Annotated in this window: 13 protein-coding genes; 7 read left to right on the top strand and 6 right to left on the bottom strand. The window is 50.4% G+C overall.

The features are described from left to right. A partial coding sequence (locus tag IEX74_RS22260; RefSeq protein ID WP_188816301.1) for an alkaline phosphatase D family protein occupies positions 1 to 1,330 on the bottom strand: 1,330 nt, incomplete at its 3' end. A gap of 703 nt (positions 1,331 to 2,033) precedes the next feature. Here IEX74_RS22260 and IEX74_RS22265 point away from each other — a divergent pair. The 7 genes from IEX74_RS22265 to IEX74_RS22295 all read left to right on the top strand — a co-directional run bounded on the left by IEX74_RS22265 (position 2,034) and on the right by IEX74_RS22295 (position 10,591). Further along, positions 2,034 to 2,327 (top strand): hypothetical protein, encoded by a 294-nt coding sequence (locus tag IEX74_RS22265; protein ID WP_188816302.1) that lies wholly within the window; start codon positions 2,034 to 2,036, stop codon positions 2,325 to 2,327. Positions 2,328 to 3,136: 809 nt separating this feature from the next. Beyond that, entirely contained in the window at positions 3,137 to 4,783 is a 1,647-nt protein-coding gene (locus IEX74_RS22270) for a 5'-methylthioadenosine/S-adenosylhomocysteine nucleosidase family protein (protein WP_188816303.1), read from the top strand. Continuing rightward, positions 4,776 to 7,409: an AAA-like domain-containing protein gene (locus IEX74_RS22275; protein WP_188816304.1), complete on the top strand. Its 2,634-nt coding sequence runs from the start codon at positions 4,776 to 4,778 to the stop codon at positions 7,407 to 7,409. Before IEX74_RS22270 ends, IEX74_RS22275 begins: the two co-directional genes overlap by 8 nt. Positions 7,410 to 7,881: 472 nt before the next feature. After that, on the top strand, positions 7,882 to 8,184 hold the full coding sequence (locus tag IEX74_RS22280; RefSeq protein ID WP_188816305.1) for a transposase: 303 nt from the start codon (positions 7,882 to 7,884) through the stop codon (positions 8,182 to 8,184). Continuing rightward, positions 8,181 to 9,065, top strand: a complete 885-nt coding sequence (locus IEX74_RS22285) for an IS3 family transposase (RefSeq protein WP_188816306.1) — start codon at positions 8,181 to 8,183, stop codon at positions 9,063 to 9,065. Before IEX74_RS22280 ends, IEX74_RS22285 begins: the two co-directional genes overlap by 4 nt. A 292-nt stretch (positions 9,066 to 9,357) precedes the next feature. Next, positions 9,358 to 9,903 (top strand): hypothetical protein, encoded by a 546-nt coding sequence (locus IEX74_RS22290; RefSeq protein ID WP_188816307.1) that lies wholly within the window; start codon positions 9,358 to 9,360, stop codon positions 9,901 to 9,903. A 22-nt stretch (positions 9,904 to 9,925) separates the two neighbouring features. Beyond that, positions 9,926 to 10,591, top strand: a complete 666-nt coding sequence (locus IEX74_RS22295; RefSeq protein ID WP_229755425.1) for a nucleotidyl transferase AbiEii/AbiGii toxin family protein — start codon at positions 9,926 to 9,928, stop codon at positions 10,589 to 10,591. A gap of 171 nt (positions 10,592 to 10,762) precedes the next feature. On the opposite strand, the gene IEX74_RS22300 is transcribed toward IEX74_RS22295, so the two are convergent. The 5 genes from IEX74_RS22300 to IEX74_RS22320 form a co-directional block, all read right to left on the bottom strand. After that, positions 10,763 to 16,474: a DUF5977 domain-containing protein gene (locus IEX74_RS22300; RefSeq protein ID WP_188816309.1), complete on the bottom strand. Its 5,712-nt coding sequence runs from the start codon at positions 16,472 to 16,474 to the stop codon at positions 10,763 to 10,765. 42 nt (positions 16,475 to 16,516) lie between these two features. Then, entirely contained in the window at positions 16,517 to 17,059 is a 543-nt protein-coding gene (locus tag IEX74_RS22305; protein ID WP_188816310.1) for a hypothetical protein, read from the bottom strand. A gap of 89 nt (positions 17,060 to 17,148) precedes the next feature. Next, complete coding sequence (locus IEX74_RS22310; RefSeq protein ID WP_188816311.1) at positions 17,149 to 17,640, bottom strand: OmpH/Skp family outer membrane protein; 492 nt, start codon at positions 17,638 to 17,640, stop codon at positions 17,149 to 17,151. Between the two features lie 134 nt (positions 17,641 to 17,774). Further along, the gene (locus IEX74_RS22315) at positions 17,775 to 18,206 is read right to left on the bottom strand and encodes a hypothetical protein (protein WP_188816312.1); all 432 of its coding nucleotides are present in this window, start codon (positions 18,204 to 18,206) and stop codon (positions 17,775 to 17,777) included. A gap of 19 nt (positions 18,207 to 18,225) precedes the next feature. Then, entirely contained in the window at positions 18,226 to 24,948 is a 6,723-nt protein-coding gene (locus tag IEX74_RS22320; protein ID WP_188816313.1) for an RHS repeat-associated core domain-containing protein, read from the bottom strand. Positions 24,949 to 25,207 lie beyond the last annotated feature (259 nt).

Below are 25,207 nucleotides of genomic sequence, written 5' to 3' on the forward strand. Positions count from 1 at the left end.
CTTCCGAAAACACGGCACTGGCGCCGCCCACCTGGTACTCGTTTGGGTGGTCCTTCGGCACGCGCAGGGCTCCGTCGAGTTGAAAGTTGGTGGCGCGCATGTGCGGGTAAGGCCAGAAAAAGGAGGAGGAAATCACCGACACCACTTTGAAGGTAGGATCCTGCTTGCAGGTTAGCTCCGCCGTGAAGGAACAGTGCACGTCCCCCGACACGAAGACCACCTTGCGTACGGCCTGTTGCTTGATGAAGTCCAGCAGTTGCGTGCGCTCGCGCAGGAAGCCGCCCCACTTGTCGCTTTGTTCCTCGCTGGCCTGCAAGTCGGGGAACACGGGCACGGAGGTCACAATCAGCTTGATGCGACCTGCCGCCGCGTCCTGAACCAGCCACTGTTGCAGGGCCTCCATCTGCACGCGCGTAATCAGGCTCCGCTTACTAGGATCCTCGTGCCAGACGCGCTCGGTCCGCACGTCCATGACAAAGCAATCGACGCAGCCGTCGCGGAAGGAGTACCAGAACCGATCCGGGGTCCCGGTAATATAGCCCTGCGCATCCAGGGCGAATACCGGGCTGTGGCTGACTTGGTAGATCTGGTAGGCGTGAATAGCTTTGGAGTAGAGCAGAATACGATCCCGCTGCGTGGCTTTCTGGGGCCAGTTGTCTTCGATCTCGTGATCGTCGAGAATCATGTAGGTGGGCACTTGCTGCATGAGCTGCCGCAGGTAGGGCTGGCCAAAGGCCTCCTGGTAACGACCTAAGAACTGCGCCATGGTCTTATCGGGCTGAAAGAAGCTCAGGTCATCGGCGTAGATCTGATCCCCCATCATCAGCAAGGCATCCACGCCCTCTTTCTGCGCCAGAATGCTGCGGAAGACTTTATCGCCGCGTTCATCGAAGACGTCTAGATCGTGGCCCAGCAACCGCAGCTTGAGCAAGTAGCGACAGGAGCCAACCACCAACGTGCGCTCCTGACCAGCGTCCGGCACGCCGGTGCGAAAAGTCATTTCCGCTACGGCGCCCCAGTCCAGTGCCGCGGGGTCGGTGGGGAGCTGGTTCAATTCCGCGTCGGCATCCGCTTCCACCCAGCCGGTGCGGTAGTGATAAATGGTGTTTGCTTCTAACCCGGTAAAGGCCAGCACGCCGGTCATGTCAAAGTGCGGCTCTAGTTTTTGGTACTGCTGCGTGCCCCACCCCGTCACGGGATGTTGGAGTTGAGCCACTGCGAAATAGCGCTTTTCAGCGGAGAGCCGCTCCCCGCGTACCCAAATTCGAACTTGCTCAGGCGTGGTGTAGCCTAGGATGGGGCCGAGGGTAGGAGCTTGAATAGACAGCATGGCGCAGGACGAAGCAGGAGAGAGGCCACCACCAACGTACCAGTGAATGACCGTACCGGCAGAAAGGGCGAAATAGCAGAAACGGATTGCACCTGAAAGAAGCAGGCTGCAGGGCCGTGACGCATCCGTGCTGCCACTGATTTTAGCCTCTTGTCGTTGCCAAGTCGCCGACCCCAAGGACGAGAAGAGCCACCGGCTTCTAAGGAGGCTGTTTACCCCAGACTCAGCCTAGGGGGGCCACGCTGCTGCCGCTAGTGCGACTAAGCCTTTGTGACGCTGCAGAAGCACACTAGCCGTTACTGATCTGGCTTGTGGGCCTGTGTATTATTACTTGACCGGGCGTTTAAGAAATGATACAAACTCGACCGTAACTTAACCTAGCCTTCTGAATAGGCTGGGGTACTTTATCATGAGCCGCCGTTTACGTAATGATACATGGGTATTTCCGCTACTGCCGATTCGATCACTTAGGTAGAAGCACTACATTACGGCGTGGTTGTACCGAGCCGGCCACATCGCTTTATTTATTCTTATGACGCGTATTTTCTCTCCCTTATTGCTGAGCCTCGCGTTACTCACCACCGCCTGCTCAAAAGACCACCACCCGGAGCCCGAACCTACCCTGGAAGGTCAATGGGAACTACAAAGCACTTATCTCCGCATCTATGGGGCCGATGGCAAGCTCCTCTCACCGGGGAGCAATGTGATCCAGTCCGCCCCAAAGGAGACCCTGCGCTTTACCAATTCGGATGTTACGTTCTCGACAAGTCTACTTGCCCGCGAACTGCCCATCCCTACGCAGCACTCTACCCACCCGTACACGCGCCAAGACAGTACCCTTGGCGTTACCCTGCCCGGCTTCAGCAGCTATCTCATTTCCCCGCTGACCATCGTAGAACTGACCAGTACCACCCTCGAAGTCCAGCAGCGCCTAACGCAACCACAACCAGGCAGCCCGGAAGGTGCCGTGCTCGGCGGGCGGTACACGCGGCTATGACAACGCTGCTACACCTGCTTCTCCAGTAGGTATAGCCGCCGTTTCGCTACTACTATGCTATACATCAGCTTGATTTGTTGAGCGGCTATGCCTAGAACAACGTGCCGGCTCAACAGCTGCCACACGACCGATAAGCGCCAGCTTGGTACGGCCTACGTGGGGTAATCAGATAATGGGGCAGTAAGGAAGAAAGGTATCAAAAATGAACACAAAAAACCGCATCTTTAGCCTATATCCATCGCCTATGAAAGTGTCAAAAACCGTTGAGTAGATATAGATCCAGCTCACGGTTAATGAAGCTTATTACTGTACATACATTGAGAGATGACTCAAGTGCTCTACATTCTTTGAATGTATCAGCCTCGGCTGTCATTTACTGATCTAGATAGTTATTTTGAAACGGATCAGTTGTGTCGAATGAGTGACCGAATAATGCAAAATTAAAAAGGAAGCCTCATCAACTAGGTATTCGCTCATATATCATGCATTTAGGAAGAGCTCAGGATGCTGGATGGGGCTCGCTGATGCAAACTGACACAATAATCTTGGTGCATTGCTCAATGCATATAGAACAAAGAGCACTAATAGCTTAACGAAGCAAAAACTTAAGAAAGCTACTGTCTTAGAATAAGTTATGACAGATAGTATTGTGGAGCTATACCAATAGCCACTATAGTGTGAAAGGACGTACGCAACGAGCACATCTCTTTTCTCTACTTTCGCATACATACCATACCTGAAGTATATCGCTCCTTTGAGACTGTAGAAGCTTCATATAAGACAGATCGTATCACAACTGCAAAGTAAAAATGAATTACAAAAGCATTAGTGAAGAAAACTTCGCCGAATATGTTGATTTAATGTCAATAGTTCTAGTGACTGTTACTCAGATAGAAAAGGAGTGCCTTCATGAACGATTAACTCCCTTACATGGCTTGGAGAATATTTTGGTTGTGCAAAAGCAGTTCTATACCTACTACTTAGGTATGTTAGGGAAGTATGCTGTCTGCCACGTTGAGTCGAGAATGGGAAGTAGTGGAGCAGGTGCTTCTACAATGACAGTACAGCAAGCAATTGAATTTGTGAAGCCAACTTTCATTATGATGGTTGGTATTGCTTTCGGCGTAAATAATAAAGAACAGCGAATTGGAGATGTGTTAGTTTCCGAATTAATTATTCAATACGAAAATATAAAAGTTAAGCGTGGGAAGATTCAATGCCGAGGTTACAAGCAAATGTCAAGCGTTTTATTGTTAAATAGATTCGTAAATCCTATAGGATGGGAGTTTGCTCTGACGCCTACGCGACGTTCAAGGGTGTTATCTGGAAATATGCTATCAGGAGAGAAATTGATAGATGACGTAAAGTATCGAAACCAACTTGTGCGCCTATTTGAGCCAGTTGTTGGTGGCGAGATGGAGGGTACTGGACTTGCATCTGTTGCTCATGCATACAGCAAGAATTGGCTTGTTATTAAAGGTATATGTGATTTTGCTGATGGCAACAAGGGGATTAATAAAGTCAAAAAGCAGTATTTGGCAGCAAGGGCAGCTGTAGATTTATGCTGTAATGTTTTTAATGACAACTTTACATTTAAAGACTTGGGTGTTTTTCCTCTTGAAACTCTAAAAGAAGAAGACAATGTGTTTTGCAAGATAGATCAAACTGTATTTAGAGATGCTACTTTTAACGCTTATTCAGTTACTAAAGAAGCGTACTATTTAAATAGAGAAATTGATGTTATGTACTCAAATTATATTGCCGCTAAAGCGAATATATGGTCGTTCGGAAAGAGTGGTATGGGTAAAACATGTATGACCTTTAGGAATCTAATTCAGGCTGGTAAGAGAATATTCGTAATTGACTTCTCAAGCATTGAGGCTAGCAACATGTTATCTTTTTTTGAATATATGCAAGCGAGATTACTTGATTTTGTTGATCATAAAGATACCACATGGCTTAGTCCAGTCAGTATAATGCAGGCCATGGATAATATTTGTGAAATTGCTAATAGATATTTAAATGATTCATACATAGTTATGGAAGAAATGCCTGTTGATGATGATAACGATAACGTATTTAAGCATGTATTCTCATTGATAGTCAAAAATTCTATTCAATATCCTGACTCGGCCGTTAATTTTGCTTTTACTTCTATAGGAGATCCTAAGAAAAGAGTTCTTTCAATGGCGGAAAAAATTGGTGAAAAAATTAATTTTTTAGAAGCAATAGAATGGACAACCAAAGAAATGAGCCTTCTTTTGCAATTGATGCTTGATATGTTAAATTGTAATATTGGACCGCATTATTCCAGTATATTAGTTGAAAAATCCTATAACAATCCAAGAAAGTTAAAGACAAACCTTCGAGATTTAATATTGTTTTCGCAATTTAAGGATCAACCATTTGAAACTTCATTGCAACAATACTTTGAAACTGACATGCGTCATGAATAATAAACTATTGAAATCATACACGATCATTCCAGATCATCTTTACGTTCGTAGAGAAGCTGACCGACTAGTTGAATTTATTATTAATGATACTGGTAGACCTGGCTATGTTTTAGTAGCTAGGCAAATGGGCAAGACTAATTTACTATTAAATGCTAAAGCGCAATTAATAGGTCCCGATGATGCTTGCGTCTATCTTGATTTTTCTAATTCATTTAGAAATGCAAGAGAATGTTTTAGATATATTATTGACTTAGCAATTGATACTAACCCTGAAAAGCTACACTTTCTGTCAGGTACAATCAAGAAAATGCGCAATGAGAATGATGAAGTAGATCATGTTGAGCATTTGTTAGAGTTAAGAACGTTATTACAAGTGATAAAGGGAAGGTTAATTGTTCTTATTGATGAAGTAGATGCAATGACCACAGTGCCCTTTTCTGATGTAGTTTTTAAGCAGATTAGGAGTGTGTATTTCTCGAGAACAAATTATCCAGTACTGCATAAATTAAATTATATTCTTTCTGGTGTTGGTGAGCCATCAAAGTTGATTAAAGACCCTAAGATATCACCTTTTAATATTGGGCAAGAAATATTTCTTGGCGACTTTAGCTATAGTGAATATTTAGAATTTCTAAAAAAATCAAAGTTAAATATAAGTAATGATGCTGCTGAAAGAATATATTATTGGGCGAATGGTAATCCTCGTATGACGTATGAGATATGCTCTTCTGTTGAAGACATCTTGATGATAGAGTCAGCAATAGAGGTTGAGGTTATAGATAGATTAATTCATATGATGTATCTAACAACTTTCGACAGAGTACCTCTAGATAATATACGCAGTATGATTCAAGGAGATCAAGAGATGGCAAGAGCTGTTATTAGTCTAAAGAAAAGGGATTTACAATCAATTACAATAGCACAAAGGCGACAGTTATACTTATTAGGGGTGGTTGGTGCAAATTTTGAGAATGAAAAAATTGTTATTAAGAACAGAATTATAGAACATGCTTTATCTGATGAATGGTTGGCTGAGATAGTTGATGACGAAACTAATTTAAATGACCAAGTAACCGCTGCTCTTATAAAGAAAGATTACGATACAGTAATAAGCCTTTTGGAGAAGAATATAGATAAATATGATGGGGTTAATTTTATTGTGTTACAGCAGGCCATAATAAATGCTTTTTTTAATAAAGGTAAGTATTTAAGCATAGTTGAGCATTTTGAGAATAAAGATATTGAAGTCAATATCGGTAATTTAGATAGTGCTTTATCAATAAGATTAGAATCCTTGTTTTTATATGCTTCCGCACTTGATACGTTAAAAATGTATAGCAAAGCATTTGATGTGCTTTTTAAGATACACTCTTATGGTTTTAAAAATGTTTATTATTATAAGTCTTTACTGGCAATAGCCCAGTTGAGTAGCCAAACTAATGTATTATCTGAAATAGATATAAGTAATTATACTTCGGTTGAATTAGATCAATTGGGTATATATAAAATGGTTATCGATGAAGTAGCCACCTCTGAATACGACATTTCGCGAGAGGATATTAATAGTGTCTTATTTGGCGCACATTTGAATTTAGGAATGTATTTTAAAGAGCGTAACGAGCACCAACTTGCTCTAAATAACTTCACTGAAGCATTCAGCAGATCTTCAACCTATATTCAGCCATTTGTTCTTTTTCAAATGGCGGCTACTACGGAGTCTCAAAACGATAGAAACAATTTGTATATAGAGACTATTGATGCTATTACTAATAATAAAATTGTATTTCGTGATTGTTTAGATGGTGATATATTTCGTTTTAGCTATTTAGATGTATTGAATTTAGTGAATTACTGTTTGGTATTTAGCAAGGAATATGCTTTTATATTGATAAAATATTTTTATAATGAAGAAATTAAAATGTTGAGGTCGAGAAATGCAATATTATTTAAGGATGAGCATTTAGATCAATTAAAAGCAAGAGAAGAGTTATTTGTTATTTCATTTAATGAATTCGCTGGATCTTTAAATAAAGAGCAGTTAAAATTAGGTTATAATATTTTTAAAGAGTCTAAGTTAATAAATATTATTCATGGGAGATCATTTATTGAAGCGGCTTTAAAATATGATTTTTTGCCAGAACTAGATACTCTTGATTTCTCTTACTTTTCGCAGTTAGCCTTAGCTATGGCGCAAGAAAAGGGTGATCTGGCTCTTTCTCAAGATATCATCAAATATCTCAGAAATAATTATTTCAATTTACCAGGCAAGCCTGTCGCTGAGATCGCTCTTATAGATTTCTATGAAATGGAAATAATGAAGCGAGGGGATAATATTTATGAAAGATTCGAAAAGTCAAAAGCTATATTATCTACCCTTAAAGGGTACCAAGCAAACGAAGACAGTTCTGTATTAATTGACAATAAAACCCTAGATATTATCCGTGATATAGCATTTAAAACTTACACTGAACTTTTGAAGAATTTTAATAGTGATATTGATACCAATCTTGGCGGCAGAAATAAAAAAGTTACAGTTCAGTATAAAAATGGAGCTATAATGAATGATAAATTAAAAAGATTTGAAAAGGATATTGCCAAGGGGTTATGTAAAATAATTCAAATATAATAGCACGGTTTGCAAAATACATATTCTATTACTTGTTACATACTAGCAGCGAACATTACTAGTATGTGATAAACATTTGAATACCTTATAGAAGGGCTTAGGAATTAACTATTATATAGTACAGCAGTATATGAATTTGTTTCACCTATAGAGTAGCTATATAGCTTATGCACGACATACCCGAAAGAGCAGCTCATAAAAGCAGACTTCGGGTAAGTTGAAGCTACGAAGTTACGTACTAAGAACGCTCGTTCTTCCGCTGCAACAGCGATGCTACCTAGACAAAGGCGTAGAACCTACGGTACTCTTGACCAGTAGCTATCCGGGTCTATATAAAAAGAAAAAGTCCCGTCCATAAACGGGACTTTTGGTGAGTAGTTTAAGGGGTTGGGCTTAGCGCACGACGAAGCCTTTGGCCAACTGAGGTGGTCTAGGAATAATGGACAGAAGAAGGACGTATCTTTCTTCTGCTATGACCGCAAAAAAGAACGGGGCGCTGCCCGACAAACGGCGTAAGTACGATGCCGCTTTCAAGGCCGAGGCCCTGCGCCTAGCCACTGAGAGCCGCTCGACCCAAGCAGCCGCTCGCGAGTTGGGTATCAATCCCAAGTTGCTTTATCGCTGGCAGCAAGAGCAACTCGTAGCCGAGGTGGGCAGTGTAGAAGTGGCCCGTGACCCGGAGGTGCGAGCCCTGCGGGCAGCCAATAAACGGCTGGCGCAAGAACTGGACATTTTAAAAAAAGCCTTGGTCATCTTTGGCCAGCCGACCCCGTGAGCGTCTACCAGTACATTGCCCAACACCAGGCGCACGTGTCCGTACGGCAACTCTGTTCCGTGTTGCGGGTAACCACCAGTGCCTACTACGCTTGGCGCGCCAAGACACACCGATTGACTCCTGTGCCAGCGTGGCAAGTAGCCGTGCGGCAGCTCTTTGCCCGGCATGCACGACGTTATGGTACCCGCCGGCTACGGGCCGAGTTGGCGGCCCAGGGGTACCCGGGAATCGGTCGCCGACGTATCCAGCGGGTCCTCGCGGCTCACGGCTTGCGGGCCCAGCAACCCCGCTCGTTTGTGCCCCGTACCACCCACTCGGACTCAGCTGTGCGGGCCGCGCCCAACCGCCTGTTGGAGCAGCCATCGCCCACAGCCCCCAACCAGATGTGGGTGGGTGATATCACGTATCTGCCTAAACAGGGTGACGGCTGGCTTTACTTAGCCACCTGGCTGGACCGCTATTCCCGCAAGGTAGTGGGCTGGGATGTGCGCGACACTATGCCGGAAGGCTTAGTCAGCGAGGCGCTACGGCGCGCACTGGCCGTGCGTCAGCCTGCCGCCGGCTTGGTCGTGCACTCGGACCAAGGTAGCCAGTACGCGGCCACCCGCTTCAAGCACTTGCTGACCTGTCACGGAGCCGTGCAGAGCATGAGTCGGCGGGGCAACTGCTACGACAATGCGCACGCCGAATCCTTTTGGAGTCGGCTGAAAACCGAACTGCTCGATGGCGGTAGCTTCAGTTGCCTGGCAGAAGCGCGGCTAGAAATTAACCATTACATCGCCTACTACAATGCCGAGCGGCGGCATTCCGCTCTTGGCTACTTAGCACCTAACTACTTCGAAACCCAACTAAAAACAACGTCTCAACTCTGTCTGGCTTAGCTGGACCACCTCAATCTTGACTCTCGCTGGTAAACGATGCTTTTCAAGTTGAGCAACACACTAGCCAAACAGCCCGGACATTTTCTAAATGGTCCCAGTAAAGTGTCCAACGAACTCACCTTCTTTATGCACCTCTAGCGTTGTAAGACAAACAGAGTAAACCAGCCAAGCCGAAGACCTTGTTTATTTAACGACATCTCTTTGCCACTTCTACTGCGCTTATAGTGGGTGTATAAATCGAAAAGACTAACTTTGTGATCCGCAAATCGCGGATTGCGGATCATGGAAAGCTATGCGGAAGTTCAACGGATTGCGGCCACAGGACATTGTCCTGCTCTTAAAGCTAGCTGCGCATGGGACGCGACACCATTGGCAAGGCAAGGAATTGGCCAACTCGTTGGACTTAAGCACGTCGGAGATATCTGACTCGCTCGCCCGCTGTCGCTATAGTCGCTTATTGACGGTTGACCCGCAACGCTTAGCGGTGCATCGTCAAGCCCTGCGCGAACTACTCGTGCACGGTCTACCTTACATCTTCGCTGTGCATCCTGGCTCCCTGGCTCGTGGGCTAGTCACGGGGGCAAGCGCTCCGCCTCTGAGCGATACCTTCGGCAGCGAACCGGCCTACGTGTGGCCTGATGCCACAGGCGAAACCTGGGGAATCAGCATCGAACCCTTGTATGCTGGCGTGCCCGCTGCTGCCCGGCGCGATGAGCGGCTACACGAACTGTTAGCCCTCGTAGATGCTCTACGGCTAGGCCGTCCGCGTGAGCGAGCCATCGCGAGCAAGTTACTCAACGAGTATCTCCCGACTGCCGCTTCTCACCATGCAGAATAAGTCGCGTAATCTACCTCGTTTGATGGCGGTGGCGCACGCGCTGGGGCCCCTGCGTGACCGGGTGGTTTTTGTGGGTGGGGCGACCGTGAATCTATATAGCATGGCTGCCACTGCCACCCCGGAGCCGCGCACAACGGACGATGTGGATTGCATTGTCGAAGTTGCGCCGCGAAGCGCTTTCTATCAATTAGAGGAAGAACTGCGTGAGCTAGGATTTAGCCATGCTATGGAGGCGAACTACATCGGCCGTTGGAAATCGCCAACGGGCCTCACAGTAGATATGATCCCAACTAGCCCCGAGATTTTGGGCTTCAGCAATCCCTGGTATCCCGCTGGCTTTGCCCTCGCTGAGCCGTACGTGCTGCCAGATGCCACGAGTATTCGCATCTTGAGTCCACCCTACTTTTTAGCCACGAAGCTGGTCGCTCTGCGCGATCGTGGCTGGCCGGATTTGTGGACCAGCCAGGACTTGGAAGATATCGTCCATGTGCTGGATAACCGTCCGGCTCTCCCAATAGAAGTGAGCGCCGCAGACCCCGAGTTGCGCACGTATGTGAGCCAGCAGGTAGTGGCGTTGCTAAGCCGCCCCGAACTATTAGACGTATTAGAAGGGGTATTACCACCTGGCTCGGGGTATGAACGCAAATATGAAATAGAGCGTCGCTTGCGACAACTGCTTGCCAGCTAATCTGACAGCAGGCTCGTAAACCGTGTACAGGCTGACAAGCGTGTTGGGGTTCTTCTTCCAAACGGATACTGTTGGCGAAAACATGCTGTTCCACATTTTTTGATGCTCTCCAGTGATAGATGCTCATGCGTTCTTTTCATGGTTCTTAATTGATAGAACACAGAGCAACAATTACTGCCTTTTCTGCTGACTAGAACGATTCAACGCTTGTGGTTGTGTTTTGCTCACCTGACCTCCCGAAATGCTTTCTCCTGAACAAGGAGAAGACTCCTCATAGCATTTGCCAGCTCCCATACCTACTAGTTGTTGGTAAGAGCCACAGTTACCATCTGCTATTAGCCGGTAGGTGAAGCACATCCATTCGTCGGCAGGATTTGCATTATCGCTCTGATTCCACTCACAAAGGATAGTGCCAGCGGGTAAACAGGATTTGCACGCATCGGGCGCATTGTTAGCGTAGGTCTGTGCGTTTGCTGTAATATCCGCTTGAGCTTGCGCATTCGCATCCTCAAGCGACGTACCGGAAGTATATTTCCCGGCCGGAACTACATACGTTACGAGCTGTGGCTGGCTACCCCCAGGGCAATTATCGGGAGCTAGGGTTTTACGCATTTCCTGGTTGAGGTACGCCGCACGTCGACCATAATTGTACTGGTATTGCTTGACCAGCTTCATGGGCGTGGAAGTGTCGCCGGGACGGTCGAGTGCTTCCTTGTAGACCGTGGTTACCTTCCCAGCAGCATCGTACTCATAGTGCGTGTACAGGTTATCATTGTCCAACACGAAGGTTGGCTGCCGGGTAGCCAGATCGTACACGTACGTGGTCATCGGGCCGTCCACTGGTTGGAACCTAAAGTCATCAAAGTACACTTCCCCGGCGCCGGCATTACGGCAGCCGACGGTGAGTTGCTTGCCCGTGGCCGAAGTGGGCACGTCAAAGTAGACGTTCAATAAATACCACGCGCCCGCCTTCTTGGTTGAAGTCGCCTTAATAGAGGTTTCCGCCACTTGGATGCCATCCAAGGAAGCATATAACCGCCCATTGCCGACGCCTACGTCATTGCCATAGACCCAGGCACTCAGACGATACTTACGATTAGTGCCGACTTCCTGCGCATTGCCGACCACTGCTTTGTAAGTGAAGCCCAGTTGATGCGCCGTGAGCTTGCTGCTGTACTCCCCTGTGTGAGCCTGCGTATGATCCTGGCGACCACCATCCCGTACTTCACCCCCAAAGTGTAGCAGGCTGCCACTGCGTAAAGGAAACTGGTCTTCCGCTCCCGAATACGCGATCTCAGTATAGCGGGCATTAGCGGCCGAAGCGAGTACCTGTGTTTGCTGGTAGCCCAGCTTCTGAGTTGTAAACAGCCCGTTTACATCCTTCGTCTCCAGTGGCTTGGAGTAGTGATCATAGCGCGTGACTTCGCCTACCTGCAGCCAACCCGAATTCTGACTGGTGAGGGGTCGTGTCCAATCAATATCTACGAAGCCAGCGTAGGTGCCGTCGGCGTTCAGCTGCGGCGTATTCCACACGTAGCTGGCGTGCTGGCGCCAGACGGCGGGCGTAACCTCGGTCTCCTGCTCGTAGCGGTCTGTGGTTTCATTGTAGCGACGATAAGTATCCCAAGCACCTTTCCAAGTCTGAATACCGGCCGAAACAACCGAGAGTTGCCCGCTGGGGGCTCGTTTATAGACGTAGGAGGCGGCCGTTTGGGTCAGCATGTTGGGATACGCTGCATTATCACCGCGTGCCCCCATGCTGGCGTACGGTGCGAGCGTATACGCGGGAATGGTCTTGGTTTGGTAGGTATCGCCTAACGAGTTGGTATTGGTCGTTTCCAGCACCTGTCCCGTGTAGAAGTCATAGCGCTCATTGCTATTGACAGACTGCACCCCATTCGCTACAGTTGTCGTGGATCGTAGTACAGTGGGCAAATACTCTTTCGTAGAACGATTAAGCCGATATAAATAGCTTATATAAGGCTCTCCACTGACTAACTCCGCTGTTAGCGTCCCTTCCGTAAACTTGCCTTGTCCAGCAAGGCCATCGGTGTTCGTGAGAGTAGAGGCATAATTGAAGGTCGTAGCGAACTCCAATTCGCCACGTCGATTGTACTTGCGTACGGCTTGCGGTTGGCCGATTTTCCCTAGGTCAACCTTGGTGTGATTGCCAATATGCGTGATGCGGCGCAGGGTCATAAACAGGGGAGTATTCATATCACCGAAGTCTCCACCTTTGCTGTCGGTGCTTTCCAACACCATCCGCGATTCGGGGGTGTAGAAGTTGTATTCCTCGCGTTGATCATAATCCAGATCCTGTCCGTTGCGGAACGTGCCCCGCAGCACCGTAACCTTGCCGTACAAGACTGGCGTGCTGGGATAATCATACCACTGGTAAAATGGATGATCCACTTGCTTGACGTAGTCCGGCTCCTTGGAAATGACGCCCGTACTGACCGCTGAATTCAACAGGCGGTTGTAGCGGTAGCGAACCTGATACCGATGATCCTGCTCATCCACAGTCGTGATAGCCGCGACGCGAATGTCGCCCCCGTTCTTGTTTTTCGGGATTCGGATGGTGGTGACAAAGCCGCCGTAGCCGAGGTAGTTGCCTTGGTAGGTATGCTGCGAGGTATTGGCCGGGATGCAATGAGAGATGTCGGGATTCGGCGCTGGCGGTAGCTCCGTTAAGGTGAGCGAATTGGGTGTAACCTCTTTTAAAACATCATTGTGCTCATAGATTAAGTCACAGTTGCCCTCCGTTGTGGAACTCATATTCGTCGTGTTGTCCCAGTCTTGCAGCTCGTATCTACTAAAGACTGAGCCTTGCGTATGCACCACGTCACTGGGCTTGAACAGGGTGGTCAGGTCTACGGAACCATCTCCATCCAGCACACCAGTGGGACGTTCCTGTCCTTCGGCGAGCCCCCGATCATGCAGAACATAGCTTGTATAGGTGCCATTGTCGTACTCCGACACTGCACTATACTGATCCCGCTCGTAGGTAATCTGCGTGCGACCACCTAAAGGATTCAGGATCTCCGTTAGTGACCAGGCTGCTCCGTCTTCACTGGCAGTGGCATAATCCGCAGGTATACTATGGCCGGTATCGGTCCCAGTGCGGTTGTACATGCCGAAGCCATCCCACTTATCGCGACCATAGGTAGGGTTCGAGCCATAGGTGAACTGAAAGTCCGGCATGAGCTTCGTGTTCTGTGGCCCGTAAATAGCCACGCCTTCCAGCGTCAGCTTGCCCGTTCGATTACTAGGCGCGCCGTAATCCGGCATGTCGGGCAGCGTGGTGAGACTAGCGAAAGCGTTGGGGGTACCCGGACACAAGCGGTAACTATAGTTGAAGATGACGCGCTTCAGGGCATGTTGGGCAAGATAGTCCCGAACTTGTGTATTCGTCATTAGATCATGCTGGTCCAGTACACTTGCGTACGAGTCCTTATTGCGCAGTTCATTGGCATCAAACGTAGTGGCATTCTGCTGGGGGTTGAGCAGGAAACCAACAGGTTCATTCTCCGCTCCCGTCGCGCCGAGTGCCGTCTTCAACGCATTTAAATCTTCGTTGGTGAGCAGTGCGATCTCATCCAGACGCAAGGAAGAAGAAGGAGCCTGCTCATCAATACCCAGGTGAGTTTCGCCGCCTGCAGCCGTGAAATGGCCGCGCCCATCCTGGCGGGCGCTTTTCACGAACAAAGCGGTGTGCGTACGCGTGTGGATGGAGTTCAGGTAGTACGTTTCCTTGTAGCCCTCGGAGTAACTCCCGTTGGTTCCATCCGGGGTTAGGCTCTCGCCCAAATATGGTTGGCGCCACTTGTACTGGGAGGCGAACTTGCCGTAGTTGAATGCTACCCAGCCGCCCCAGTCACTATCGTCTACTACCCCGTTGTGGTTGCGGTCAATGTAATCGGCCGAGGTGATGGCCGTCAGCAACCAGGCCGTGGCATAAGCAAAGCCGCTGGTGGGGCCGCCCATCGTTTGGGTCGATTGGGCCGCATCATTGCGGTTGACCTTCTTTTGAATGGAGTGACCATACTGCGTGTAGTGATAGACAGGCAGCGAGTAGTGGTACGTGGTCCCATCTTCGGCCGTGACGACGAAGGCGCCGATGCCTTTTTTAGGGAGTGTTTTTCGAAACGGGTTATTGGAGGTAACCGTTTTATAGATGGGTTGCTGGTAGCAGTCCGTCCGGTAGGGAGTAGGGCACACGAGCCGGTAGCCAGTGATTTCCTGGGTTGTGCTCGCTTTGGGGTGCGCAAACTCCAGCAGCGTACCATTGCCCTCAGTGGAGTTCTCATACATTTTGAGAATCTCCTCGTTGGAGTACCACTGGATATGTTTACCCTGCACGAGCCGTCGATCTCGCCGCCGTGGGTCCTGCATCGGGTTCGTAGCTGGGTTTGTATCGGGACGGTTGTAGAGTCCTTTGCGGGCGGCACCTGTGCGCGGCGCGGTGTTGTTGTCCAACTCCATCAGGCGCGGGTCGCGGATGATCAAGGCCCCTTTCAGCGAGTTGTCACCCGTCGCATTGGCATCATGGTCAATGCCATCCCAATTAGCAGTCGAGACCGGGGGGATGTAGTCGTGATAATCGTAGCCATTGGAGAGGCTGTTTTCGTAACGAAACGGGACTTTGTAGTCGTCCAGGAACGAAACTAAGTTGTATTTCTCGTGGGTGTCGGTCATCTTCTTGGGAAAAGAGATGGTCCCCACTTCCAGACGCTGCGGGCGGATCGAGCCCGAAACGCCTTCGCCCATCACCGAGAAGTCGTCGTGGGCAATGCTGGTCGGGCGACTACCGGTAACGATGTAGCTGTTCTCCCCTTGGGCGGCATACTGGTACACGTCGGCCCCGACTTCCTGCTCGTAGGAGCCTCCGTCGTACGAGCGCTGGTAGAGGAACGGGCGGGCTTTGTACTGCGAACCGTAGAGCACGTCCCGGTAAATGGGGGGACCAATCTTGTAGCCATTATTATCATCATTGAGGTTCTGCTCTTTGCTCATTTCCTGAAAGTTGAGCGAGCCGTACATGCGTTCTTGCTTGTTGTCGTTGTAGAACACCCAATAGTTGGTGCTCAGAAAGTGTCGCCGCGTACGAACAGCCGGCCGGTTGTAGCCGCCGCTGATGCCACCTTTCTTGCCGAGCATCATGGCCCCGCCAACGGCTAAGCCGACGCCAGCAGTTGTCGCGGCCTGAATGCCGACCTGCGTGCCAATAGACTGCGTCGCCTGACCCGCAATACCCACCGTGGCGCCCGCGCCAACAGTGGCAATGGTCATAGCTGCATTAAACATGCGGACCGGATCTACGCTCACTCCTTGGCCACGTGCGTATTTGACTCCTACTAAATCCCCGGAGCTCACCTGGCCCCCGGCCCAGCCCACGCTGGCTAGCCCCAGCAAATCGGCCGTGCCGCTGTGGCCCGTCTCCGAGTCCCACCCGAGGTCGAGCAAGCCGGGTACGCCTCCCGACCAGCCTTTGGCAACATCCTTCGTAAAGGTTGACGAATAGGGATCGTTGGCGGCGTCATCGGGGTAGCCGTTCAGACCGCGGGCGATGGCGCCCGCGTTGAGTGACCAGCCTAGCCCTACCCAGGAGGCTTCCTGCTCGGGGCGGATGCCGGCGCGGTAAGTCAGCGGCAGCGAGAAGCTGCGCTCCGGGCCAGGGATGTCCAAGGCGGGAATGTTGTAGGTTAGATCACCCGTTGTCAGGCTGACCATGTCCGTGGAGCCCGGGGATTCGTAGCTGGTAATTTCCGGTTGGCCCGGACCCATCATCGCTACGCTCAGGCTAGGCGTAATGATAGAAGTAATCGTTTCGACCAGGCACAAGCAAGCCATAGCCCGTACCAACGGACGATTGCGAAATAGCATAAAACGAAGGGTAACAGTAGCGCGATAGAAGCGAGGAAAGAACTAGAAGCGGAGCGTAGGCAGATCGGCTAGGTCGGAAGCGGTAAAGGGAAAACGCAACGTACCCACGTTAAACTGGTCACCGCGAAAGGTGATGTGAAAGCCATGAGACAAGTCAAGTTGATGGGTATCGAAGATGAGTAGCACGGTGGAGTGCCCCGTAGTGCCGTACTGGCGCGGGTAGATGCTGGCCAGCGCCGGAATCGAATCAAGAGTAGGGGTAACGAGGAATACATCGGCGGCAATACCGGTGTTTAGGTAGGCTAAGGCGTTGGTATAAGCCGTTGAATTGGTGATAAATTGGTTCTCGATTTCGGCTCCATCCTGAGCTAGCGAGAGAGAACAATAGGTTTTCCCTTGGTAGTGGCGACGCAGAGAGTCTACTAATTCAGCCGCAGGAACAGCCCGAGAGATTGCCAAGTCTTGTGCTACGAGCAGGTCCGTGGGGCGGTAGGCACAGGTAATAACCGCACCGTTAGCTTCCACTTCGTGCGTTAAGCCATGCGCCGCATCTTGTAGGTACGCGTGGTACGCGACAGATTCCAACGGAGCGGAACAGCTAAGCAATCCTAGCGCAAGCAAGCAACTCCTTACGAAGTAGCTCGCTTTTGACAAATCAAAAGAACAGGCCATGATTAAGGATGGGTAGGATGTTGCCGGTCGTACTGCTGGTTCAAGCCTGTTAATACTTCCTCGGTGATATCCTTGCCTTCCGCCGCATACACGATGTTGCCCTGCTCGGTAGCCCCTAGGATGAAGTCATAGCCTTTTTCCTTGCCGTACTGCTTGAGGTAGGCATTAATCTCATCCAACGTCTCTTTATCCAAACGTTGCTGCTCGGCCACTGCTTTTTGCTGAATGGCCTCTCGGTACTGTTGTAGCTGCTGCTCTTTGGCTCGCTTGGTGAGTTCAGCCGTTATGGCTTTTGTTTCGGCTGCTAACGAATCCAAATTTTGCTGCCAAATCCTTAGTTGGTTAATATAAGTTTGCTGTTTGGCTATAGCACCATGATAGCCTTCTAATAGCTTTGTTGGATTAACATATCCAGTTAAATGATTAGAACAAGACAAAAATAAAAAGCCAAAGGAAAACAAGAGAATACGAAGAGAAAAAGCGCCTTTTGCCACAATACTTTTTTTAATAATTTGTGTAATATGCTTATTCTTTATGCTTAGTAAAAGAAAATATATTTCTACATTTAAGAATGTATTAACTAATATAATAAATCAACTTGTTTATATACATATAAATTTAATGTATCTCATAAGAACTTATCACTAGCCTCTATTAAACAAAATAGATTAGGATTATTATCCTCAAAAATAATTTTCTCTTCATCAGTTAAGTTGATGAGAATATAATCCTCGTGTGTAATAGTTGCTACAAGCTCGATGTCATCTTTAATGAAAGAAACGTCCTCTAATGGAAATCCTTTCCATTCTGCCCATTTTTTATCTAATATAAATCTCTTAGTATCTTCGTTCAAAGCTAATCTGATAACTTTGCCCGAGTTATAAATTTTGGGCGCAATGTTATAAATACCCAAAATACTTTCACGTAAATAATTAATAATGTCAGTAAATTCTTTGCCTTCGAATAAAATATTAAATAAAATTTCATTCGAATTATCTAAAGCGTACATCAATATACGGCTCCATTTATACTGCTTAAGATGCAAATCATCATTTGACATATCTTCAAGGTACAAAGACTTATTTACCATATCTGAAAGGCAATTTAGGGTTATTTGAAAGATATTTCCATTTTTTGGGATTGTGAATGATATGCAATTTATTAAAATTAGTATGAGAAGCTCTTATTGCGCCAGAAGCACCACGACCTTTGATTGCACTTATTGCATGAGTATGTGATTGTACTCTAAGCGCTGGTTTTTCTGTCATAAATCCTCCTTCAATTATTCTAAAACCTGTAGCATTCTTAGCAAAACGGCCTGCTAAATTACCTCCTTTACTCAGAAATATACTCTCCCCAAGCTTCTCAGTTCCATACCCTACCGCATAACCAACTTCTTCGGCATTCATGTTTGGCAGGTTGGTTAATGCATCTACTGCAATACCAGATAACGACTTCATTAATTGAAGTTTTTCTGAAGGTGTAGCAATTGTTATCAGAGCAGCACTGTGCAGGCCATTACCTAGTTGATTCCAGCTGTGGTCCTCCCCCCAAGGTGTTAAACCAGCTAAGAAGTGTCCAGTGTCTTTAGCGCCACTCCAAGCACCTTCATTAAACCCTACTGCATATTCTCCAGCAGCCCTCTCTAAGTTATTGAACAGTGAAACGGTCCGTGAAGCTAATTTTCTGAACGAATAGCCGGTCACATTGGCTCCCTTCGCTAACCCTGCTGATGAAATAGCATCTATAGGTCCTGGCCCCGACCATCCGCCATCAGAGTCAGTTCCTGATACGGGATTATTGCCCATACCTACAAAGGGCGAGTCAAACTGGCCTTCCGGGTCCGTGCTCAACCAACGCCCAATTCTAGCATCATACAGGCGCAATTCAAAGCTCTCATAGCCGGTTTCTTCATCTTTCTCGGCAAACTGGCCTTGGTAGCCATGCCGGTAGCGCTTGGTGCCGACTACGTAGTTGAGCCCGGTGAGCGGTGAACCGTAGGCATATTGGTGCTGCTCCTGCACAATCAATCCGCCGGTTTGCTCATAACGCACGTCATCAAAGCTCACTTGCGTGCCGGCCCGTAAACCGCTGCTGAGTTCCAGGCGACCCGCTTCTGGCGCCCGGAACCCGAGTACCACCTGCTGCCAGTCTGTGCCCGTCATCTCCTGGTCCCCTTCCGCTTTCAGGTTATCATCCTTGTCGTAGAAACGATAGTGCAGGTAAGCCGTGAGGCCGCCCGCAACTGCGGCTGCCAACGCGTTTTGTTGGTCACGAGACTTGAACAAGCCCGTAATCCCCACCCCTATTGCCACGCGGCGCAACACCTGACTGAAGCTTGTTTGCGATGTAGTAGTAGTAGTAGCTTCCCGCACGGGCTGCGTGGCCCCCAGGCTGCTGCCGGCCACGGCAAAGGCAGCCATCTGGGGAGCCGCGTTGGGCGTCGAAGCGGCGTAGCCTTTCACCATCGCCGAGAAGGTGATGGTGTCGCCTTTTTCCACCGTCAGCTGCTTGGCTGGTCCCGGAGTCATTCCCTCGACGGCAGTCACATACCTGCCTGCCCACGCGTCAGTATCGTACACTCGCGGGGAGGATAGATTCTGGAACTGTTCGTCATCGGCGCTCAGCTGCGTTTGTTCCATGGAGGCCGTATAGGTCGTCGTGGTTGGCCGGTGAAAGATCACGCGGGCATTACCGAGTTGATCATTCAGTTCGTAGCGGGCATCCAGCGTACCATCGTCCACGCGGGTGAGGGTGCCCACCCGACCCGAGCCATACAACGGCACTTCCGTGCGTTGCACAGCACTACTGGGCATCTGTTCATAGGTACTGAGTTCGTTACCGGCGAGGTCGCGTACGTAGTAGGTCGTCTTCGTCAGCGCAAAGGAGGTATTGTAGCTGGCTTTGCTAGCGCGGAAGCCCCGGTCATCGTAGGTGTAGGTCACCATAGGTTGGGTATGTCCGGCGTCACGGTACACCCCCGTGACCTTCCCCGTTACATCGTAGGTGAGATAACGCTGGCCCTGCTCGTCGCGCTGGCGGATCATCTGCCCGGTAGCATCGTACTCGTAGTCGAGCACGGCCGTACCAGATTGATTCTGCACTTGGCCAAGCTTGTTCGTACCTTCCACGTACTTGTAGGAGAAGTCATCCGTAATCCAGACGCCATCTCGGCGCGTGAGGCTCATCAGGTTACCATTCAGGTCATAGCTCAGGTTCTTCTCAGAATAAGCTTGGTTATCGGCGGGCTGGAACTGGTTTGTACCGCGCAGCAGTTTGCCGTAGTCAGAGGCTTTTAGCTGGCCTAGTTCGTCGTACGTGAAAGCGGTTAGGTGCCGGTCCGCACTAGCCGCGGTGCGCCAGGCGGCATCCCGTACGGTACCATCATAGCGCACGGGGCGGTTGCCATCCAGGATAGGCGTTATAACCGGAATACTGGTACTGTGGTAGTCCGCCGTAAAGTAGTCCAGCGACAGACTAAAGAGGTCTTTAGCAATCCCGTTGACCTTCGGACTGTCCTGACCGGGGTCATATTTCCCGGACAAATGGTTGATGTTCTTGAGCCAGCCCTGCACGGTGTAGGTGTAATCGACTCCTTGCAGGCGGTCGGCCAGTTCCACGCGTTTCAAGGAACCATGCAGGTAGTACACGTAGCGGGCCTGTAGCGTACGTTCCACCCCATCAGGGCTTGTGTAGACGCGGCTCAGGCGCCGATCCGCATCGTACTGGTAGTGGTGATAGAACGCATCCGGCTGGTCCTTTTGGTAGGCCACCTCCAGCACATTACCGGTGAAGTCGTACTGGTAGTCAACGGTCTTGGTGCCGATAGCAGGAGTTTGCTGCAGCAGCCACACGAGGCGGCCCAGTTCGTCGTAGCTGTACCAGCTCGTCGCCGCTGGCGCGGCCGTGCGACTGGTACTTGTCGTTGTCTTGGCCACCGCCCCCAGCACAAACTCCTGGGTGCGGCTGGTCGCCGTAGCAGGTAGATCATCCACCGGCAGATCATACCATACGCGGTTTACCTGACTGCATCGCGCGTCATCGAGTCCTCCACTGGCGGTGCGTTCTTCCAGCACCGCGCTTTGCAGCACGCTGTTCGTAGCGGGTGTAGTGGTGTAATGATTTTCGAAGACGAGACCTGGTCCGGATCCGTTTGCGTCCGTGCTGTACTCGCCGGACTCTACCACGCGCCCGAGCGCATCGTAGTTGGAGTAGGAGAACTTGTTTTCTTTCTGCTGCCGGGCACTCTGGGAGAAACGCAGGTTGCCGTCACGGCGGTACACGTACTCGGTTTTGCCCTCGTCCGGGTTTGCGGTCCAGAGCAGGTTACCCGCTGTATTGTACGCGTTGCGGGTGACAAACTGTAGCTCGCCCGAGCCAGTGGGCGTACCCGGAGTAGTCGCCTCTACTTGTTGTACCAACGTTACGTCATCAAAGTAGAGCCACTCACCCGTGGCGGTCTCGGCCTTGGAGTGAAAGCCAACTTCACATTGCCCATTGCTGACTGGGATATCGCGTAGCTCAATCAAGTTCCAGGCGCCCCCTTCTGCGCCGGGCGTCTGCTTGATCACATGCCGCTGTACTGAGCCACCATTGTTCTGCGCGAGCATTTCCGCTACGGTCTGCCCCCCTTTGCTTTTCACCCAGGCCCGCAGGGTATAACGACCATTCGCGAGTCCTGTAACCGTTTGATACGTATATACTTCATAGGGCTGAGGACCATAATGGGTCCCGTGTAACGTGCCTGCGGCCGCGTTGGGGAAGCTTTCGGTGTAATCCTGGTACTGATCGCCTTGGCTCTGCCAGTTGGTTAAGTCATTCTCGAAGCTGGCATTGGCGAGCAGGTTCGGATTCACCGGCTGTTGCGCGGCTTGCCGCTGGAAGCTTACGTCGTCGAAGTAGAGCGCCTGCTCGCTGCCAGCCAGCGAGTGAACGCTAATCTTACACCGGCCGGACGTCACCGGGATGTTGACCAGTTCTACCAGCACCCAAGGATCTTCGTAGGCGCCCCCATTAGCGGGGATAGGAGTGCGCATGCCGACCCCGCTCACGCCGTAGTCCTCGGCCAGCAGTTCCGTGACCAATTGCCCCCCTTGGTTTTTCGTCCACGCCCGGAAGGTGTACAAGCCGTCAGGCAAGCCGGTAATCGTCTGCGCGGTGTAGATCTCGTAGGGTTCGTTGCGGTAGTGGGTGCCGTGATAGTCGCCCTCGTGTGCGGGTGGCCAGCCCTCGGCATAGCTGGAATTAGTATGTAAGGAATTAGGCACCTCAACTGCCCAGTTAGTAGGCGTCTGCGAATTGGGTACCAGCTCCTCAAAGCTGGGATTGAGTACCCAGTTTTTCTGCAGGTCGGGTCCGTCGGTGCCTGCCGCCGTGCGGGCCAAGTTCACCCCTTTGGGGGCGATGGAGGCAATGAGCCGGCCCGCATCATCGTAGTAGGAGTAGCTGAAGTGGCCGTAGTGGGCGACGTAGCTAAACTGCTGGCTGCCGCTCACGGATTGTACCCGGTAAAAGCCCTGCTCGAGCAAAGGGGAGACCGTCGCCGTACTGCTAATGCTGGTCACCTGCGTTTCCACATTGGTGAGCAGGTTACGCACCCGTACTTCCCCGGCGCCGGTAAAGGACAGCGTCGCGCCACCCGCCGGAATATGAATGTCCTGGTAGCTGGGCAGTTCTTCTCTCGGATCGGCCGCGTTGATACTTGCCCGCAGGGTGAGGCCCGGGTACTCATTTCCGCTCAGGCACGTGGCGAGCACCTGGCCTTCCTTGTTGGCAAAGGAAATAGCTTCGCGCCCGTCGGCGTTGATGCTCACGGATTTCAGTCCCTGGTGGGCCAGAGTACCCGTACTCGTGCTGCCGGTAATAAATTGGGGACGCAGGCTCAGGTAATGGTCGAGCTCATTGAGTAGAGGTACTTCCCGGCCGCGGCTTTCGTGGCCGGAGCCCATTCCTAGCTCCTCGCCTGGGCCGGCCGCCCGCCGGGTACCACCGAGTGGCCCTTCGTAGGGTTCCGTCAGGCTGTAAGGATGGTAGGTTAAGGCGGTATAAGGTTCAAGCGTATTCTGCTCGCCGTAGTAATAGCCCAACGAGCCAAGCGTGCCTTGGTCGCCTATCGCATCAGGAGCGGTTGTGAGACCCCGGTCTTCAAAGTTCGTGGGGCCGTAATCCTCCGTGCCGTTGGTGGTAGCAAAGTGCTCCTTGTAGTTAAATGCTTGGTTGTTGATGGGCGCTACCAGCGTATTGAGCACCGGCTGCCCGCCCGAGCTGTAAATAGTCTGGCTGGCCAGCACGTGCTGGTTGGTTAAGTTCCTGACCTGTCCTTGAGTTGGCCGGCCCAGCGCGTCCATGAACTGCTTGCTCTCCCCGATGAGGTGCTCCTGCCCGTCGTAGGTGCGTTCCAGCGTCCAGTTGCGGTCTAAGTCGTCACTGGGGTCTGAAGGGGCCATTGCCACGGAGTTGATCTCCACCCGGTACGTTTTAGAATACAGGGTAAGTCCTGTGACGCGGGTGTTGGTCGCCTGGCAACGGTAGCGACCTTCTTGCAGGGCAGTAGGATCCGCTAAGGTGTACGTGGCCGTGGTCGCCTCATTGATGTTTTGCCAACTGCCTCCTTGTTGATACTGCCATTGATACTGCGTGTAGGTACCGCCGAGATTACTGGCGAGCAGGAGCGGCGTTCCGGTTGTAGCAGCTACTACTACTTCCTCGCTTGACAAGGTCTGGGGCAGGTAGGTCAAGATGGACACTACCGGTGCTCCTGGTGCGGAGAAGTTCGGCTCGAGTGCCGTAAAGTCTAGGGCGTTGTATTCAATGTAGATCCGGGCTGGTTTGTAAGCGGTTTGGCTCCAATCCGGTAGCCCGGAGAGTTTGTTGTTGTTTACGTACAGGTAGCGCAAACTCGGCATTTGACCAAAGGACTCCGGTATGCTGCCTGTCAGCTGGTTGCCAGATAAGCGGATATAAATCACCTGCCCCATTTGACTCAACTCTGGGGGGATCGTTCCCGTTAGTTGGTTCTCAAATAAGTAGAAGTACTGCATGCTGCTCATTTGCCCAAGCTTCGCCGGGATGGAGCCGCTGAGTTGATTGTTGTTTAAGGACAGGTTGGTCAGTTCATGCAAGTCTCCTAGTTCCGGTGGAATAGAGCCGCTGAGTTGATTGAATTGTACGTCAAAGGCATATAAATGCGAGAGCCCGCCTAGCTCAGCCGGAATAGGTCCCGACAGCTGATTGAAGCTAGCGACCAAGTAGTAGAGTTGTGGCAATTGCCCGAGTTCGGCTGGAAGTTCCCCTGATAGCTGATTGCTACTAAGAACCAGATGTTGCAGGATCGATAATTGACCAAAGGAACGCGGGATGTTGCCTTCTAGTTGATTGTCATGCAGGTACAAATACTGTAGGTTACTCAGTTGCCCAATACTCGCGGGCATCTCCCCCGCGAGTTGGTTGTTGTTGAGGCGCAGATCCTGCAGCCCACTCAACAAGCCTAAGCTGACAGGCAGCGAGCCGGTCAGGTGATTATAGGGTAATAGGATGGCGCGAATGTCATAGCCCTGATTCGCATTCCCGGTGACGAACACACCATGCCAGTTCGCAGCATCAGCGATGCTTTCTAAACGAAACCAGTTGGTGTGATTGGACCACCCATTTCCGTTGGTAGCCGTGTAGAACTCATGCAGCACCTGTAGCTCCGTTGCATCGGGTACTAGACCTTCACTACTTTGCGCATAGCTGGTCCAACTATACGTACTGGCAAGAATAAATAGGACAAAGCGGAGGATTCGCCACCGATGGAGAAGCATTGTTCTAGCAATAGAGGTGTAGGATACTGGCGAGGCGAGAGGTAAGCAAAGGGTATGCGCGCAAGCCAGCTACTTGGTACCAGTTGAAGTGAGCAGCAGCGGAATAAGGCACATTAGCGGGGTGTCCCAAATGCAACGAACTACTCAGAGAAGGATGAGAATGCGTTAGCAGGCATCCTCCATAGTGGTATGCCTGTGTATCGCCCGTTTATAGCGGAAAGGCTGCGTTTGCCATAAGGCAGTAACAAGAGATAATGGG

The organism is Hymenobacter cavernae (genome assembly GCF_014641455.1).
GTDB classification, from domain to species: domain Bacteria; phylum Bacteroidota; class Bacteroidia; order Cytophagales; family Hymenobacteraceae; genus Hymenobacter; species Hymenobacter cavernae.

Excerpts from the sequence above, each read along its gene's own strand:
- IEX74_RS22270 (WP_188816303.1), top strand. The coding sequence starts at position 3,137 with ATGAATTACAAAAGCATTAGTGAAGAAAACTTCGCCGAATATGTTGAT.
- IEX74_RS22275 (WP_188816304.1), top strand. The coding sequence starts at position 4,776 with ATGAATAATAAACTATTGAAATCATACACGATCATTCCAGATCATCTT.
- IEX74_RS22280 (WP_188816305.1), top strand. The coding sequence starts at position 7,882 with ATGACCGCAAAAAAGAACGGGGCGCTGCCCGACAAACGGCGTAAGTAC.
- IEX74_RS22290 (WP_188816307.1), top strand. The coding sequence starts at position 9,358 with ATGCGGAAGTTCAACGGATTGCGGCCACAGGACATTGTCCTGCTCTTA.
- IEX74_RS22295 (WP_229755425.1), top strand. The coding sequence starts at position 9,926 with ATGGCGGTGGCGCACGCGCTGGGGCCCCTGCGTGACCGGGTGGTTTTT.
- IEX74_RS22300 (WP_188816309.1), bottom strand. The coding sequence starts at position 16,474 with ATGCTATTTCGCAATCGTCCGTTGGTACGGGCTATGGCTTGCTTGTGC.
- IEX74_RS22315 (WP_188816312.1), bottom strand. The coding sequence starts at position 18,206 with ATGTCAAATGATGATTTGCATCTTAAGCAGTATAAATGGAGCCGTATA.
- IEX74_RS22320 (WP_188816313.1), bottom strand. The coding sequence starts at position 24,948 with ATGCTTCTCCATCGGTGGCGAATCCTCCGCTTTGTCCTATTTATTCTT.